Here is a 15,940-nt window from a genome sequence, read left to right on the forward strand (position 1 = left end):
GATGGCGCCCTATATGCGGCTGCGGCAGATCTGCCTCGTCGCGCCGCAGCTCGCGCCCGTGATCGCGGATATCGCGGAGATCATGGGCCTTTCTGTCTGCTATCGCGACGGCAACGTCGCCAAATACGGCCTGGAGAACGCGCTGCTCCCGGTCGACACGATCCTGCTGGAGGTGGTGGCGCCGTTAAAGGGCGGCACCGCGGCCGGCCGCTTTATCGAGAAGACCGGCGGCCGCGGCGGCTACATGGCGATCTTCTGCTGCGACGATCCGGACGAGCGCGGCCGCAACGCCGATGCGCTTGGCGTGCGCACCGCCAATGTGATTGACCACGCGCCCTATCACGGCGTCCAGCTCCACCCCCGCGACTGCCGCGCCGCCTTCATCGAGTTCAACCACACCGAAGGCAGCGATGACAACTTGGGTCCGTACCCGCCGGCCGGGCCGGGCTGGCAAAAGTTCATCCGCAAGGATGTCACCGAGGCGCTGACTGCGGTGGAGATGCAGAGCCCTGATCCGCAGGGGCTGGCGGAGCACTGGGGCAAGATCACCGGCGTTGCGCCGAATGGCAAGGCCGAATTGAAGCTGCCCAACGCCACCTTCCGCTTCGTCAAGGGCGCCAGCGAGATCATGAGCGCGCTGGAGTTCCGGGTGGTCGACATCGCAAGCGTGCTGCATGCGGCCAAGGCGAAGGGGCTGGCAGTGGCGGGCAATGAGTTTTTGCTGGGCGGCGTGACGTTCCGCGTGAGTTGATTCCCTCGTAGTGATCCGTCACCCTGAGGTGCTCGCCTCTTCGGCGAGCCTCGAAGGGCGACGGCCACCGGCGGGGCCGTTCATCCTTCGAGGCTCCCCGCACGGTGCGTTGCACCGCGCGCCTCGCACCTCAGGATGACGGATAACGGTGCTGCGGATGCAAAGAAGAACAAGAAGGGGTTACGCCATGCCGCATCCGCTCGACAGCTTCTTTGCCCCCGCAAGCATCGCGCTGATCGGCGCCTCGCGCGATCACGAGAAGATCCCGGGGCGGCTCCTGTCGATGCTGCGCAAGAACGAGTATCCCGGCAAAATCTATCCGGTGAACCCGAACTATACCGAGATCGACGGGCTCGCCTGCTACAAATCGATCGCGGAGATCGGCGCGCCGATCGATCTCGCCGTCATCATCATTCCCGCCCGCGCGGTCCTTCCCGCGCTCGAGCAATGCGCCGCCGCCGGCGTGAAGAACGCCGTCATCATCTCCTCCGGTTTTGCGGAAGAAGGCGGCGACAGCGCGGCGATGCAGGATGCGATCGCGGCGCTGGCGAGGCGCACCGGCATGCGGATATCAGGCCCCAACGCCGAGGGCTTTTTCAGTCAGGTGCAGCGCGTCGCCGCGACCTTCAGCCCCGCGGTGGACGTCAAGCCTGATGTGGTGCCGCTGGTCGCCACGACGAAGCGGATCGGCATCGTCGCGCAGAGCGGCGGCATCGGCTTTGCGTATTATCATCGTGCCAAGGCGCTCGGCATCGCCGTGAGCTACGTCGTCAGCGCCGGTAACGAATCCGATCTCGGCGCCGGCGAGTTCCTGGACTACCTGGTGCAGGACGCCGCGACCGATGTGATCCTGTTGTTCATCGAGGGCATCCGCGACGTCGAAAAATTCCTCGCGGCCGCGCGGCGCGCCGGGGAGATGAAGAAGCCCGTCATCGTCACGAAAGTCGGCCGCTCCGGCGCCGGGATGCGCGCCGCGGCCTCGCACACCGCAAGCATGGCGGGATGGTCAGCGGCTTACGACGCCGTGTTCGCGAGGTACGGGTTCATCGTCTCGAACGATCTCGACGAGGCGCTGACGATCGCGGCGGTGCTGGCGAGCAATCCGCTGCCGCAAGGCGATCGCGTCGCGGTGGTCACCGTCTCCGGCGGCGCCGGTATCTGGGGCGCCGACGCGGTGGCGCTGCGCGGCCTGCAGGTCCCCGAATTGTCCGAACGGATCCAGACGGAGATCAAGACGCTGATGCCGTCCTACGGCACCGCGCGCAACCCTATCGATGTCACCGCGCAAGGCGTCACCTCCGGCGGCTTGCAAAAGAGCGTCGATCTGCTGACTGTCTCCAACGAGGTCGATGCGATCCTGGTCGTGCTGTCGCTGTCGAGCGAGGTGCGCAAGCCCTTCAAGGAGGAGGAGCTGACGCCGGTGCTGGCGGCGCAGAAGAAGCCGGTGGTGTTCTATTCCTACACGGTGCCGTCCGACTTCGCGCGCCGCGAGCTCGCCAAATCCGGCGTCGTCGTGCTCTCGGGGCTCACCCATGTCGGCGTCGCGATGCGGCAGCTCGTCGATTACGCAAAATTCAGCCTGCCGAAGCCCACGGACGAGACGCGGCTGCCGGCGCGCGATCTCTCCGCCCATTTGGCATCGCGCACTCTGTCCGAGGCCGACAGCAAGGCGCTGCTTCGCGCCGCCGGCATCGAGCTGCCGGACGAGGTGCTTGTGAAGGACAAGACCGAGCTCGACGATGCGGTCGCCAGAATCGGCTTTCCGCTGGTGATGAAGATCCAGTCGCCCGATATCGCGCACAAGAGCGAAGTCGGCGGCGTGCGCGTCAACATCAGCACCAAGGGCGAAGTGTTTCTGGCATTCGAGGCGTTGCTGGCCAATGCGCGCAAGCAAAAGCCGGAGGCGACGCTCCAGGGCGTGCTCGTCGGCCCGATGGCCAAGCGCGGCGTCGAGATCATCGTCGGCACCATGACGGACACGACCTTTGGCCCGATGGTCATGGTCGGCCTCGGCGGCATCACCACGGAGTTGTTCCGCGACGTCGTCTATCGCCCGGCGCCTGTCAGCGCAGAGGAGGCGGGCGCAATGCTGGCGGGCCTGAAAGCCGCGCCGCTGTTGAATGGATTTCGCGGAGCGGCAAGAGCGGATGTGTCGGCGCTATCGCAGTTGATCGCCGATATCTCCGTGCTCGCCGCACGGCATGCGCAGGAGATCGCGGAGATCGAACTCAACCCGGTGCTGGTGCACGCCGAAGGCCAGGGCGTGACGATCGTCGATGCGCTGGTCGTGGGGCGGAAGTAGCGTGCAGGGCGCAGCTGTCGTCCCGGACAAGCGAAGCGCCGATCCGGGACCCATAACCCCAGGGAAGATGTGGTTACGGGGACTCGGGGTTATCGCTTTCGCGCCGCAACTCCTCCCTGTGGTTATGGGTCCCTGTGTCTTGGAAGTCTGTCAGGATGGGTTGGGCGGGTGTTGGACAGATTGCTCAGGTCGAAGAACCCGCCAGACACGGCGTCGAGTTCCATATCGATCAATTCACACGCTTCAATCATGTCTTCCCTCTTGTTGCTGTGATCGACATCTGGCTCAAAGCAAACCAGCGCCTCACTGCCCGTGTTCTTACCGGATGGTTGCCTTTCTATCTGTGAGAAGAATCACGCACGCTCCACAGTGGCAGCCTTGGCTGCGATATCGCTCGAACGAACCTGACTGTCTCAGACACCTTCATAACCCGGGGGCCTGGTCTCATAGCGCAGAGCGAGAACTCTGACGCGAGCTGAACGTATGCGAGGCAGTTGACCGCAAGGCTGTCGAAGCGCGTTGCGATCCGACGACATTGCTCGATCCTGTTGAAGACGCGTTCATCGATATTGCGGGCTCGGTAGACGCATGGACTGCTTTCCGCAGGGATGCTGGCCAGGCGCCGTTCCTGATGGCGAGTTCTCCGACTCGATGTCGTGGCCACCGCAGCAGCACTTGCTTGGTTGTGACAGCAGGCGCAGGACATCGGCCTATGAAGATCGTGATCCTCTCAAACCGACGCAACAATTTCTGCGAACCTATCGGATGGAACGATTGATGTCGCATCGTACATTGCTATCGCCGCCGCTAGCTTCAGCGGTCAGGCGATCGGAATTGATACGAACCTGCCCGCGGCGACGGATTGGAAGTCCGGCCGCACGGTGTGCCAGCACTCAATTCCGCGAACGCGTTGGGCGGATCCGATACTCACTGAGATCTACCAGGGAGGGTTTTGGCCGTAGCATTCGGCCCGCTCTCCGCTGTATCGCCGGCCGTCTTGCTCGTCCGGCGCCGCGGCCAATAGACGGTTCAATCAAGCTGCTGACAACCGATTCCTTGGTCCTTTCACCAACGGGAAGACCTTTTATTGAAGGAGACTGTACGACGACAGCACGCCGATCCGATCAAATGCCATGCGGATGATGCCGGTCACGGACCACCGCTTCATTTCGCTGCCGCGCAGCAACCGCGTCGCTTTAGGACAGCAAGACGGCCATCAATTTCGGTGCGCCAAGCCACCGGCTTTATGAATTCATGGCCTAACGCTACTTTATGCAGGCTGTTGGTCGGCGATCACAAAAGCGATTCCCGAACCGATTTCTCAATGATTCATGGATGGTCGGCTCTTGGAGGCTAACCGTGGGGAATGGAGAGAGGAGCTCGGATGCAGGCTGACGCCACTCCCGGATCGGCGGGTCATAAGATCTGACAGCGGGATGTGTCCGATTACGTTGCGGGATTTATCAGCCTTGGTGGCCCGAAGGCGTTCAGCCGATGGCGGAACACCTTGGTAACGGGCACCTTACAGTGAGCGAATTGTACCCGCACCCCCCGGGAGCGGCCGGGAGTGTGCGGGCATCCTGGACTTAGCCGATCGAGCTGACGTTCGCCTGAGCGAGCAGCTGTGTGAGGTTTGCGTTGCCTCCATTGCCGAAGACGCTGAAGCCGCCGACGGCAACACCGACCTGCGTAGCAATCTGCGGCTGTACGACGATATTGCCGGACAAGTTGCTCACGTCGAAGAGTCCCCCACCAGACACCGCGTCGAGTTCCATATCGATCAGTTCACGCACTTCATTCATGATTCCATCCTCAGGTTTGCGGGTGAACAACATCCAGCTCAAAGCAAGCCAGTGCCTCACTACGCGTGTTGATACTGGAGGACGGTTTTTCTATCTGTGACAGAAATCACGGGGGGCCCGGCGTGGCAATCAGCTTTAGCGACGATATGGCCCGTTGGATAAATGCCGTGTGCGACATTTGCTCCCACGGCGCTTCTGTTCTGATTCATGTGGCATGGACTCTCGCATGTCTCGAACGGATCTGGCTGTCTCAGGCACCACGTGTAAGAATTGAGCGCGACGCAACGCCCATTCAGCGCAACAAACGGATCGAACGCGAGTGAGGTGGCCGCAGGCTCCCCGCAGGGCGACGCGTTCCACGACATTGCGAGTTCTTTGATCCCAATCGGCGTCGCAGCCGCGGTCGACAAGCAATGTTGAGCCCTGAGGCGAGACAGGACCTTTCCCGACAAGGCGTTGCCGCGAGCCGGATCGGCAGGCCGTTGGTATCAACGACCGCAAGAATCCTGCGCGCCACCCCACCCGTGGAGCGTCCCATCGACTGAACCCGCTCCGGGTGATGCACGCTCGATGCTGATGGATGCCGACAATAAAGGTGTCGATCGCCTGGACAGCGGCATCATTGGCGGCGGCAAGCGCGTCCATGACATGGCTCCGCACGCTGGCCTACCGCCAGCGAACGAAGCGGTTGCAGAAGTGGTCGCTGGCTTGGGCGGTCAAGCGATCGGAATGGACACGAACTTGCGCGCGGCAGGATGAGCAACAGGTACGCTCGTTGAGCATCGACACCGTGTCGAGAGTCTTGAGCGACGGTGCCCGTGTCCATGAGAATTCTCGATTGAATTCGTACCCGAACACCCTCGGCAGCGGGTAAGGAGTGTTCGGGCATCCGCGATTTAGTGGATAGAGCTGAAGTTCAGCTGACCGAGCTGCTGAGTGACGCTGGCGTTATTGCCGATAGCCACACCAATCTGCACGGCAATGTTCTGCTCTATGACGATATTGCCGAAATGGCCGATATTGCCGAAGCTGAAGAGCCCGTGATGCCCGTGATGCCCATGATGATGCCCATGATGTCCTCCACTCACGGCGTCGAGTTCCGTATCGATCAGCTCACGCATTTCACTCATAACTCCCTCCTCAGGGGTTGCAATGAACAACATGTGGCTCGAACCATACTGGAGGGTGACCTTTCCATCTGTGACGAAAATCACGGGCGGCCATGGCATCACGGCCATCGCGAAGATAGCCAAGCAAATGACCGTTGCGTGACTCAGGGCAGGCAGAGGAGGCAATTCTCTAGATGTGAGCGCCGTCACAGAAGATTCGGGTCGATCTCTTCATCCTCCGGTTCATGGCTGTATGATTCGGCCCCAAACGAAAGGCGGCGAGGAACACAGATGAACCTGAACCACTTTTTTAGTCTTCTCATCTTCGCGATCGGAGTGCTGTGCTTTGTGGCATTCATGACCACCCTAAAGCCACCGCTTTATCACACAGAGTTGGCGGTGGGTTCTATTTATGGCCGCGGGGTAACGACCTAGACTAGCCGATAAATATAGAAATGCTTGTACGGACCTCTGTGGGTCAATGGCGGGGCAATTCGGTCCCGCCACCATTGATAGACAGACCTCCTAGCCTTCTCCCCTGCATCGCGTTTGCAAGCACTGCAAGATGATGCCGCGCTCTGTTGCAATCTCTGCCGGCAATGCGCCCGCTTCCAGCGGCGCCGGACCAGCCGAACCCGACGGGACGCAGGTACGATCGACAGCAGCCGCGGAGGTTTCGGCTGCTGACAGAGCAGGCACGGCTGACGCCAGCCATTGGCCTAACGCAGACGTTGGATCCATACCTTGTCCGTGGATGTGTGGCGTGCACGATCACGGCCCGCGGGCCACCAAACCGCGCAATGTGCGAGTGATCACGGACAATCCGCTTTGCGGCCTAGTATGACTCCGACATGCAGGGTCGGGCTTGCTGACCCGAATATTGCAGGGAGGCGTACATGACTCAGGTCTATTTCCATTGCTCGAACACCAAGGGAGTACTGATGGATCGTCGCGGTACATTCGTATCCGACCTGATCGAAGCGTGTGAGGAGGCCACCCGCAGGGTGCGATCTCTCGTCGCAACCGCCAACCTGGAAGATTGGCGTCAGTGGGCCCTGCATGTCAGCGATGAGGCCGGCGACGAGATTTTCGTTCTGCCGTTCGCATTCGTGCTCGGCAATCCGCACTGAGAGGATGCCATGCTGTCAGAGCTACCATCGTTCATACTTCTTCGTCAGGGGGTGAATGCGCTCACGACAGCAATCATCCGGCGTTCGCGGAGGGGCCAAGCCAGTCGCGGCCGCAGCAACGTGTGTTGGCGCGGGCGCCGGAATCATAGTCGTCACGGACAGTCGGGCGGCGAACAAGCAGCACTTCGGAACCGCAGCGCTCTAAAGTCGCGCGCGATCAGCCGCTTCGGTCTCCACCGCCTTGCCGATCAGGAGAGTGATCGGAACGTCTTGTCCGCTGCCGCAGGTCAGTTGCCCCGAACCTGATGATCCGGATGCGACGATCCGGCATTGATCCTCGTCCATGATCAATACACCTTCCAGCCGCCCGGGGAACACTTTCAGCTGCAATCGCGCCTGCTTTTGCTCTACGCCATTGACGCTGCACAGACCGACGTGGCGCAGCGTGATCGTCCCCGAATATTCCGCACCTGGACGCTTAGCCGTTTTCCCGAGATTTCCCGTTATTTCCCATTCGTGCAGATAGCCGATTTGCCCGCTGGCGGAGTAGGATTGCGCCCGAGCGGCAGGGGCTGCAGCAAGCAACGCAAGTGTCGCCACGACGATCGCGCGCATTGTTTCCGCCCGCGGCATGATTACGGCAACTCCCGCACGACGCGAAAGCCGTTGGCGTAGTAACGCACGTCTACGTCGTAGCGAAACCTCGCCGAAGATCTGACGTCGTTGGCCTTGCTGAGGAAGTTGCCCCCGCGCAGCACTCGCAGACGGCAGTCGCCCGACGTCCAAGGCGACGCGTCCTTTGGCGCATTCCGATAGGAATCGTTCCAGCAATCCTCGACCCATTCCGCAGCATTGCCAGAAGTATCGTAGAGCCCGAAGCCATTTGGCCGGAACGAGCCCGTTGGCACGACCTGCTGCTTGATCGGACTGCCACAGCCGTCGCACTGCGCATGACCCGCGCCTGCCTCTCTGCCCCACCAGAACGGCGTTCTGGTTCCCGCGCGCGCGGCATATTCCCATTCCGCTTCGCTGGGGAGACGGTATTTCTGCCCGGTCTTCTGCGACAGCCAGGCGACGTACAGCTTGGCGTCTTCCCAGCTGATATTGATCACTGGGCGGTCGCCGCGCCCCCACCCGTGATCCTCGGGCCGCACTTTGCACGCGCCGGCATCGGCGCACGGATCCCACTCCGCGAACGTCACCTCGCGGCGCCCGATGGCGAAGGGCTTGCGAATGCTGATCAGGTGCTCGGGTTTCTCATAGGGCGTGTCATTGGATCCCATCACGAAGTCTCCCGGCGGCACAACCACGAGCTCAGCGCAGTTATCGCAGTCGCGAAACAGTTCTCCCGGATCCAGACTGGCGCCCTGTTGTTGAGCCATTCTGGTGTCGGATGGCGCGGACGGCTGGTCGACAGACGGGCCGCTGCTCAGCCCTCGCTGCGCGCTTGCCGCAGCACTTGCAAAAAGCGCTGTGAGACAAATCACAGTCAGAACGGCGAAATTCATATTGTGATCTCCGGTCGGCTCGAACGATCGGGAGTATGCACACGTCACATTCAATGCCGCATAGCATGCTTCATTCGACCGCGACCGGCAAGGTGCAGTCGCGCCGCGGGATTTTGGTTTACATTGGGCGGCAAAGGAATATCGTTTTAATCGTTTCATCCCGTCCGTTTGGACGGGCATATTATCGATGCTTGCAATTAATCAGATTCCCCCGGGCCCTCGGTCCAAGTTGTGCTCTGTGCATTGGGAAGATTGCGATGATGCAACGATTGCTGATATCCATTCTAGTTCCATTTGTCGGCGGTTTGATGCACTGCCACGCCGCACAGGCCCAAGCCCAGACGGGCGGACCGACGCCTTCGCCGCCCGGGGCGGCCGTCTATTTCATCGGCTTGAAGGATGGCGACACACTGCCAACCAAGACCACTTTACATTTCGGTCTCCATGGCATGGGCGTTGCGCCGGCAGGTTCGGACCGCGCCAACAGCGGTCACCATCATTTGATCGTCGACTCGCCACCCCCAGCACTGAACGCTGAAATTCCGAACGATTTCCAGCACCTCCATTTCGGCGCGGGGCAGACCGAGGCAGAGGTTTCGCTGACGCCCGGCGAGCACACGTTGCAGCTGGTGTTCGCTGACAAGAATCACGTTCCGCATTCGCCGCCGGTGATCTCGGAGCGGATCAGGGTCAAGGTCGCTGACCAAACTGGCCCCGCGGTAGCTCAAGCCGCTCCTGCGGCGAGCGGACGTCGTCCCGCGCCGAAGGATGCCAAGGTCTATTTCATCTATCCGAAGAACGGTTCCTATATTTCTCAGACCCCGGTTATCCGCTTTGGTTTGTTGAACATGGGCGTGGCGCCGGCGGGCTACGACAAACCCAACACCGGCCATCATCATTTGCTTGTCGATGCCGAGTTGCCTCCGCTCAACCAACCGATCCCGAACGACTTCAACCACCTGCACTTCGGCGCGGGCCAGACCGAGGCGAAAATCACACTCCCGCTCGGCCAGCACAAGCTGCGCCTGCTGTTCGCCGATTTTGCCCACGTGCCGCACGATCCAGCTGTGTTCTCCGAAGTCATCAACGTAACAGTGACGGAGAGCGGCCAGCCGCCGAGAAAACGCAAGTACCGCCAACGCACCTGGCGGAGTTACGGATATTGATGCAGCGATGAAACCGCGCCGGCATATAATCTACGTCCTCTGCCTCATCGTCAGCGCGTTGTTCGCCGATGCGGCTGCAGCAGAACGACGGGTCGCGCTGGTGGTCGGAATCTCCTCCTATACGAACGCACCGAAGCTGACCAATACTGCCAACGACTCCAAAGCAATCGCCGCGCTGTTCAAATCTATCGGTTTCGACGTCGTCATTTCGCGCAACGATCTCGGCGTCGTCGACCTCAAGCGCGCTGTGCGCGAGTTCCTCATTACTGCAGAGAACGCCGATGTGGCGGTGGTCTATTACGCCGGTCACGGCATCGAGATCGGCGGCATGAATTATCTGATACCGATGGATGCCAAGCTGAGCCACGACTACGACATCGACGATGAGGCTATCGCGCTCGATCGCATCATCTGGGCGCTGCAACCGGTACGCCGCCTGCGGTTGATACTGCTCGACGCCTGCCGCGACAACCCGTTTGCGGCCAAGCTGCGGTCCGCGAGCCGCTCGCCGACCAGAGGCGGGCTTGCGAAGCTTGATGAAATCAGTGCCGATACGCTGGTGGCTTTCGCGGCGAAGGCCGGCTCGATTTCCTATGACGGCGACGGCGTGAATAGTCCTTATGCAGCCGCTCTGCTCCGACACCTTGCCGAGCCCGGTATCGACATTCGGATCGCGCTTGGCCGCGTGCGCGATGAGGTCATCGCCATGACCGGTGGACGGCAGGAGCCTTTCATCTATGGCTCACTCGGCGGCGCGACCATCTCCTTAGTGCCGCAGCTCGGTGCAACCAATGTCGCGCCGGTACCGCCCCCTCCGCCAGTTTCGGCGCCGGCCCTGCCGAAGCCGGCCGTAGTCAATCCGACGCCGCCAAGCGTGCCGCCGGCGGTGAAGGCGGAACTCCCCAAGCCGCCGCTTCCGGCGGAGCCGGCCCCCGAAATCACGGATCCCTGTATCCGCGAGGAAGCGAGGCTGGCGCGTCTGCGCGCCAACCCAGCGCCGGACGAGATCACCAACTTCCAACGCGAGGTCGCCTGCAAGCGGCTGCGTTCGCAAGTACAGCGTCTATTTGAGAGTGTTGGCAGCAATGCCGCTCTACCTTCCGGCGGAAATGCGGCGCCGCAAGCGGCTCCGAAGCAGCAGGCACAGAACGAGTCTGTCCGTTCCGAAGATACCTGCACCCGCGACATGGCGCGGGTGCAGACCCTGCGCGCTGAACCAACGCTTGAGGCGATCACCAAGTTCGAGAGGGAATTGGGCTGCGAGCGGCTCCGGTCCCAGCTCCGGCGATTGCGCGAGAGCCTCGGTCCTTGATCTTGTCAGGACACAGCGTGATATGTCCATGACATTTCTTGATTGAAATTTGCGCCCCCACAGCCGGGAGCAGTCGACCGACGCGTCGCTGTTAAGATCAGTCGCGTTCGAAGATTTTGGCACCAGGGTAAGCTCGCCGGGCGTACGTAACGACCAGCTCCCGGTCCTGAGTCTCCAGGAAGGGAGTTCGGAGCTGGCACGCCCCGACGACAAGGTGCCACAGGCCATTAAGTCTTTTAATCACGATGTTCATGGTGTGCTCCTCGAAGAACAGCAAGCAACTGATCGACACGACAATCTTGCAGGTCACGCGTTAGCGCCGTGATCCTCATCACATATTGGAGAGCACAACTCGATGGGGCATGCTTCGATCACCGTTGGAGCGCCTGCGATGTACTCATCCAAGCTTCAAGCATCACTTCGAAGATGAAGCCTGTACGCGTCGCCGTGTGCAGCATGGACGAGCTGAGAGAGTGCGGGACCGAGAGCGCCGATCGCATCCGATGCCTTACCGGTCTAGTGCTTCATGCAATCACCATTGCAGCAAGACCGCGCCTACTTGCCGTTGTCACTGCAGGTTGGTGCCTAGCAGCCTGTGTCCAGGATCGACGCACCATCCCGAGATCGCGCGAGATGAAGAGGTAGGCGAGCCTCAGCTCGCGCTGTAGATCGACCAGAAGGTTGAGAATCCGTGCCTGCCCGACATGTCGAGCGCGGAGACCGGCTCGTCGACAACCAGCAGCTTCGGCCGCAACATCAATGCGCGCGCGACCGCGATGCGTTGACGCTGGCCGCCCGAGAATTTGTGCGGAACGGCGCATCTGGCCGGTATCAAGAACCGTCGGGGGTACGCGCTACGACAGCGGATAGGGATACGCGCTATGATGACACCGAACCTACGACGGCGGGACACAATCTGAACATGTGGTCGAAGTTCCAGTGACGCGCATCACGGTCGTTGACGTTGGGATCGGCTATCTCGGGCGTGTGTTGCAAAGCAAGTTTGCTGAGACAACCGTTACCATTCATTGAACCTGGAGGTTAAATGACTCGGATTAGAATTTCCCATAGCTGGCGGACCATTCGGGGTGCGCATATCCGTATCGTTCACCGGCGTAAGGTTGCGGTCAAGTCGGGCTCAAGCATTCTCCAATCGGCACGTCAGGGAATGGCCACTTATGGCGACGAAGGGGCCACCATAAGGGTGAAAGTATCGCCATCATCGTGATCGCCATCCTTCAGCGGGTGACGAGGGCAGTTAGGCCGCCTTGGTCGGCGGCCTCTTTTGTTTCAGTTTGCATCAACCGTCGGCGGCGTGTCGCCAGAGCCATGCCAACTATTCACCACCGAGCATCATCAACGAGCCTTGCTGGCGAAGCCCCTACACGGGCGGCTGCAAGTTTTCATTTCGACGCCTTCCGCCTCGGTCGTCTCCGCCAGACGCGACTTCGACCCCCGTCACCCGCCTCGCGTGCGCGGAAATTCGGGCGACGAAAGGTTTCAAATACAGGAGGCAGGAAATGAGTCTTCTTTCGGTTATCGGCTGGGATATTATTGGGTGGAATAACCTCACGCCACAGGGCATTCGGTTCGGCATTGCGGCCATCCTTGCGCTGTTAGCGGTAGGCCGCCCTGGGCCGTCGATCTTTGAACTCTTTACCGGACTAATCTGCGTCCTGGGTGCTGGCCTCATGGTGGCGCAGGCAATCTCGCTTGGTTGAATCCTCACTGCCGGGTTTTCACGTACGCACTGGCCGCCGGGTCGCGAAGCTCGGCCAGACTGTCCGCAGCCGCCAGCGCCACGTCCGTCTCGGGACCGACAAGAATGCCGCCGCGTTCGCGCAGAATCCTGGTGCGGCGATATCGATCGCCGGCGGCACGCTCCGCCCGCTCGACCGGGACATCGTCGGCGAGGCGGCCGTAAACATTTTCGCGGGCTTGCAGGCCGACTATGGCATCGTCGGCGTCGATCAGGATGGCTCACTCCTGGACTTTCACGTCGGCGAAGTCCAGGCGCGCCAGTCCATCGGCGCGAATTCACGGATGACCGTGCTCGTTACCGACACCACCAAGTTCGGCCGCGGCGCGACCGTGCGAGGTGGCCAACTCGAGGATTGCCGGCGCACAAGGGCCCGAACCTGAGACCCGCTGATTAAGAGCTGGTCGGTCCCACCCGTCGCGTCATTGATAAAATAGCTTGCAAGTAGCTGCGCGAGTGCAAAGAAGCTGCGCTTTCCGCGACCAATCTGCCTGCTTCAAAACGCCTGCTCACGTTGGCCTGCGCAGGATTTATCTTGATCTCCCGGTGCACACGTCGCGCACACGCCGCCTTCTAACCGGTTGAAAAACCTATACACTCGCTCCAATCCATCATGGGCCAATTTGATAGCGCCAACCAACAAGATCGAGGCTGATCAATGGTGGTCAGCTTTGCGCGCAAGGCGGGCAGTCACTCCGACTTGAGCTACTCCGACATCTGAGCAGCTCCAGCCGGACGGACAGCTTCCGATCTCGAGCTAGCGAAGACTTCCATTGCCCCTTGCATGCACAGATCGCCTACAGCAACCGTACGGTTGAGGTGGCATGGCGCCGCCGAGTTAGATGAAGCTGGCAAATGCGTCCCGTTGCGCCACCGTCAGATGCAGGCCATGTTTGGTGCGCCGATCCAGAAAGTCCTGAGGTTCCTTGGCCCACTCGGTCTCGCGTAGAAACGCAGCCTCACGTTCGTAAAAGTCTCCACCGAAATGCCAACCGAGATCGGCCGAAACGCGGGCCGAGCCAAGCAGTTCGCGCGCCCGCGTACCATACAGGCGCGCATAGTGGTGGATTAGCTTGCGCGGAAGGTCGGGATAGGCGCGCGCAAGTTCCGTGACGAAATGATCGAAGGGGCCATTGATGTCGCCGCCCGGCAGCGGCGTGCCGGCCGTCCATGCTGGCGATACCTTCGGAAACCAGGCTTCCAGGCGGCCGAGCGCCTGCTCCGCGAGCCGGCGATAAGTCGTGATCTTGCCGCCGAAGATCGACAGCAGTGGGGGCACCTTCGGCGTGCCGTGAACCTCGAAAACGTAGTCCCGTGTCACCGCCGAGGGGTTCTCGGCATTGTCGTCGTACAGCGGCCGAACCCCGGAGAAGGCATGGACGACCGCGCTCCGGTGCGGCGGGGCCCTGAAGTAGCGGCTCAAGACGCCCAGCAGATAGTCGATCTCGCCCTCGTCGATCGCGACATCTTCGGCGCGGCCGCCATAGGAAATATCCGTGGTGCCGATCAGCGCGAGATCGTCCTGGTAAGGGTTGACGAAGATGACGCGGCGATCTTCGTTCTGGAGCAGATAGGCCTGCGGCCCGCTCCAGAATTTCGGCACCACCACATGACTTCCCTTGACCAGCCGGACATTGTGCGAAGAGTTCAGCGCGGCGACGCCCTGCACGACGTCCTGCACCCAGGGGCCTGCCGCATTGACAAGAGCGCGCGCACGGACAACCTGCGTGCCGTCGTCCCCGCTCTGCATGTCAAGGCGCCAGACGTCGCCTTCCCGGCGCGCGCTCACCGCGCGGGTGCGGGGCAGGATTTTGGCGCCGTTGCTTGCGGCATCGATCAAATTGAGGATCACGAGCCGGGCATCGTCGACCCAGCAATCCGAATATTCAAAGCCGCGGCGGAATTCGGCACGCAGTGGCGCGCCCTCCGGCGCATGCGCGAGGTCGAGCCCGCGACTCGGCGGCAGGCGCTTGCGCGCGCGAGATGATCGTAGAGCAATAGACCCGTGCGGACCAGCCAGGCCGGCCGCTGCTCTGGCGAGTGCGGCAGCACGAAGCGCATCGGCCAGATGATGTGCGGCGCCGACGCAAGCAGTACCTCGCGCTCGATCAGGGCCTCGCGGACCAGGCGAAACTCGTAATATTCAAGATAGCGCAGTCCGCCATGCACGAGCTTGCCGGAGCGCGACGAGGTGCCTTCGGCGAAATCGTCCTTCTCGCACAAGAGGACCTTCAGGCCGCGTCCCGCCGCATCGCGGGCAATACCGGCGCCATTGATGCCACCGCCGATGATGGCGATGTCGACAAGCCCGTGATCCCTGCCCGCGTCAGGCGCAGCGCCCGTCATCGCCTTCCACTGTGCTTCTTCTCGACCCGTTGCCGTGCCGCCGCCTTCGCAGTGCGCGCCTTTGCCGGCTTGGGATTCGACTTGGCCTTGGGCTGCTGCAATCCGTAAGTCGAGAATCCCTTTGCCGTGTCCGCAATCTCCGCCTCGCTGAGAATATGCGGCGCGCCGAGCGCGAGCGAGAGATAGTATTGCCGTGCGATCGTCTCGAGCTCGACCGCCAACCACATCGCCTTGTCGAGATTGGCGCCGACCGCGATCATGCCGTGATTGGCGAGCAGGCAGCCATGGCGCCCTTCGAGCGCTTGCAGGGCGAGTTCGGATAGCTCCGCAGTACCGTAGCGCGCATAGCCGGCGCATCGGATGTCGTTGCCGCCGAACGCAGCCATCATGTAATGGCAGGCGGGAATCGATTTGCGGGCGATCGCAAGCACAGTCGCGTAGGTCGAGTGCGTGTGGACAACACCACCGATATCCGGCCGCCCGCGCATGATATCGAGATGAAAGCGCCATTCGGTAGACGGGTGCAGCGGTCCTTCCCAGGAGCCGTGTTCGCCCTCGAGCGGCATTGAAGCAATCATCTCCGGCTTCATCGCGTCATAGGGCGTCGCCGACGGTGTGATCAGCATCCGGTCCTTGTAACGGGCGGAGATGTTGCCTGACGTTCCCTGGTTCAGACCCGAGGCGTTCATCCACCGGCATTTGGCGATGATCGCTTCGCGTAACTGTCGCTCCTCGCGGGTCATGTCAAAACACCT

At 61.4% G+C, this 15,940-nt stretch carries 15 protein-coding genes and 3 pseudogenes; 9 read left to right on the forward strand and 9 right to left on the reverse strand.

Annotated features, from left to right (window positions below; all coding sequences use genetic code 11):
• Position 1: 1 nt before the first annotated feature.
• The 3 genes from FOM02_RS39320 to FOM02_RS39330 all read left to right on the forward strand — a co-directional run bounded on the left by FOM02_RS39320 (position 2) and on the right by FOM02_RS39330 (position 3,400).
• Complete coding sequence (locus FOM02_RS39320) at positions 2 to 751, forward strand: hypothetical protein (protein ID WP_027565006.1); 750 nt, start codon at positions 2 to 4, stop codon at positions 749 to 751.
• Between the two features lie 187 nt (positions 752 to 938).
• A complete protein-coding gene (locus FOM02_RS39325) occupies positions 939 to 3,053 on the forward strand; it encodes an acetate--CoA ligase family protein (protein ID WP_027565005.1) in 2,115 nt (704 codons plus the stop codon).
• Between the two features lie 155 nt (positions 3,054 to 3,208).
• Positions 3,209 to 3,400, forward strand: a complete 192-nt coding sequence (locus tag FOM02_RS39330; RefSeq protein WP_265441001.1) for a hypothetical protein — start codon at positions 3,209 to 3,211, stop codon at positions 3,398 to 3,400.
• Between the two features lie 119 nt (positions 3,401 to 3,519).
• Here FOM02_RS39330 and FOM02_RS39335 read toward each other — a convergent pair.
• Both FOM02_RS39335 and FOM02_RS39340 read right to left on the reverse strand, forming a co-directional pair.
• Positions 3,520 to 3,701 (reverse strand): annotated as a pseudogene (locus FOM02_RS39335) (IS5/IS1182 family transposase); the annotation flags it as partial.
• Positions 3,702 to 4,639: 938 nt separating this feature from the next.
• Positions 4,640 to 4,855, reverse strand: coding sequence for a hypothetical protein (locus FOM02_RS39340; protein WP_028146188.1), 216 nt, complete (start codon positions 4,853 to 4,855; stop codon positions 4,640 to 4,642).
• Between the two features lie 570 nt (positions 4,856 to 5,425).
• Between FOM02_RS39340 and FOM02_RS47405 the strand changes: the two genes are divergently transcribed.
• Positions 5,426 to 5,614, forward strand: a complete 189-nt coding sequence (locus tag FOM02_RS47405) for a hypothetical protein (RefSeq protein WP_027560421.1) — start codon at positions 5,426 to 5,428, stop codon at positions 5,612 to 5,614.
• 137 nt (positions 5,615 to 5,751) lie between these two features.
• On the opposite strand, the gene FOM02_RS39350 is transcribed toward FOM02_RS47405, so the two are convergent.
• A complete protein-coding gene (locus FOM02_RS39350; protein ID WP_027560422.1) occupies positions 5,752 to 6,108 on the reverse strand; it encodes a hypothetical protein in 357 nt (118 codons plus the stop codon).
• Positions 6,109 to 6,860: 752 nt separating this feature from the next.
• On the opposite strand from FOM02_RS39350, the gene FOM02_RS39355 reads away from it, so the two are divergent.
• Positions 6,861 to 7,094: a DUF6894 family protein gene (locus FOM02_RS39355; protein WP_027560423.1), complete on the forward strand. Its 234-nt coding sequence runs from the start codon at positions 6,861 to 6,863 to the stop codon at positions 7,092 to 7,094.
• Positions 7,095 to 7,295: 201 nt separating this feature from the next.
• Here the strand turns inward: FOM02_RS39355 and FOM02_RS39360 are convergent, their stop codons facing one another.
• A complete protein-coding gene (locus FOM02_RS39360) occupies positions 7,296 to 7,709 on the reverse strand; it encodes a hypothetical protein (RefSeq protein WP_028146187.1) in 414 nt (137 codons plus the stop codon).
• A gap of 20 nt (positions 7,710 to 7,729) precedes the next feature.
• The gene (locus FOM02_RS39365) at positions 7,730 to 8,602 is read right to left on the reverse strand and encodes a formylglycine-generating enzyme family protein (protein WP_027560425.1); all 873 of its coding nucleotides are present in this window, start codon (positions 8,600 to 8,602) and stop codon (positions 7,730 to 7,732) included.
• Between the two features lie 257 nt (positions 8,603 to 8,859).
• On the opposite strand from FOM02_RS39365, the gene FOM02_RS39370 reads away from it, so the two are divergent.
• The gene (locus FOM02_RS39370; protein ID WP_027560426.1) at positions 8,860 to 9,768 is read left to right on the forward strand and encodes a DUF4399 domain-containing protein; all 909 of its coding nucleotides are present in this window, start codon (positions 8,860 to 8,862) and stop codon (positions 9,766 to 9,768) included.
• 7 nt (positions 9,769 to 9,775) lie between these two features.
• On the forward strand, positions 9,776 to 11,080 hold the full coding sequence (locus FOM02_RS39375) for a caspase family protein (RefSeq protein ID WP_035729337.1): 1,305 nt from the start codon (positions 9,776 to 9,778) through the stop codon (positions 11,078 to 11,080).
• Between the two features lie 97 nt (positions 11,081 to 11,177).
• On the opposite strand, the gene FOM02_RS39380 is transcribed toward FOM02_RS39375, so the two are convergent.
• Both FOM02_RS39380 and FOM02_RS39385 read right to left on the reverse strand, forming a co-directional pair.
• The gene (locus FOM02_RS39380) at positions 11,178 to 11,333 is read right to left on the reverse strand and encodes a hypothetical protein (RefSeq protein WP_167336479.1); all 156 of its coding nucleotides are present in this window, start codon (positions 11,331 to 11,333) and stop codon (positions 11,178 to 11,180) included.
• 355 nt (positions 11,334 to 11,688) lie between these two features.
• Positions 11,689 to 11,891: pseudogene (locus tag FOM02_RS39385) on the reverse strand (ATP-binding cassette domain-containing protein); the annotation flags it as partial.
• Positions 11,892 to 12,600: 709 nt separating this feature from the next.
• Between FOM02_RS39385 and FOM02_RS39390 the strand changes: the two are divergent.
• Both FOM02_RS39390 and FOM02_RS39395 read left to right on the forward strand, forming a co-directional pair.
• A complete protein-coding gene (locus tag FOM02_RS39390; RefSeq protein WP_027560427.1) occupies positions 12,601 to 12,801 on the forward strand; it encodes a hypothetical protein in 201 nt (66 codons plus the stop codon).
• Positions 12,794 to 13,222, forward strand: coding sequence for a hypothetical protein (locus FOM02_RS39395; RefSeq protein ID WP_051377667.1), 429 nt, complete (start codon positions 12,794 to 12,796; stop codon positions 13,220 to 13,222). Before FOM02_RS39390 ends, FOM02_RS39395 begins: the two co-directional genes overlap by 8 nt.
• 455 nt (positions 13,223 to 13,677) lie before the next feature.
• Here FOM02_RS39395 and FOM02_RS39400 read toward each other — a convergent pair.
• A pseudogene (locus FOM02_RS39400) lies at positions 13,678 to 15,185 on the reverse strand (glycerol-3-phosphate dehydrogenase).
• Positions 15,182 to 15,928: a class II aldolase/adducin family protein gene (locus FOM02_RS39405; protein WP_027560429.1), complete on the reverse strand. Its 747-nt coding sequence runs from the start codon at positions 15,926 to 15,928 to the stop codon at positions 15,182 to 15,184. The pseudogene FOM02_RS39400 and the gene FOM02_RS39405 overlap by 4 nt, the downstream one beginning before the upstream one ends.
• Positions 15,929 to 15,940: the final 12 nt, after the last annotated feature.

Source organism: Bradyrhizobium sp. SEMIA, assembly GCF_014844175.1.
GTDB lineage: Bacteria > Pseudomonadota > Alphaproteobacteria > Rhizobiales > Xanthobacteraceae > Bradyrhizobium > Bradyrhizobium arachidis.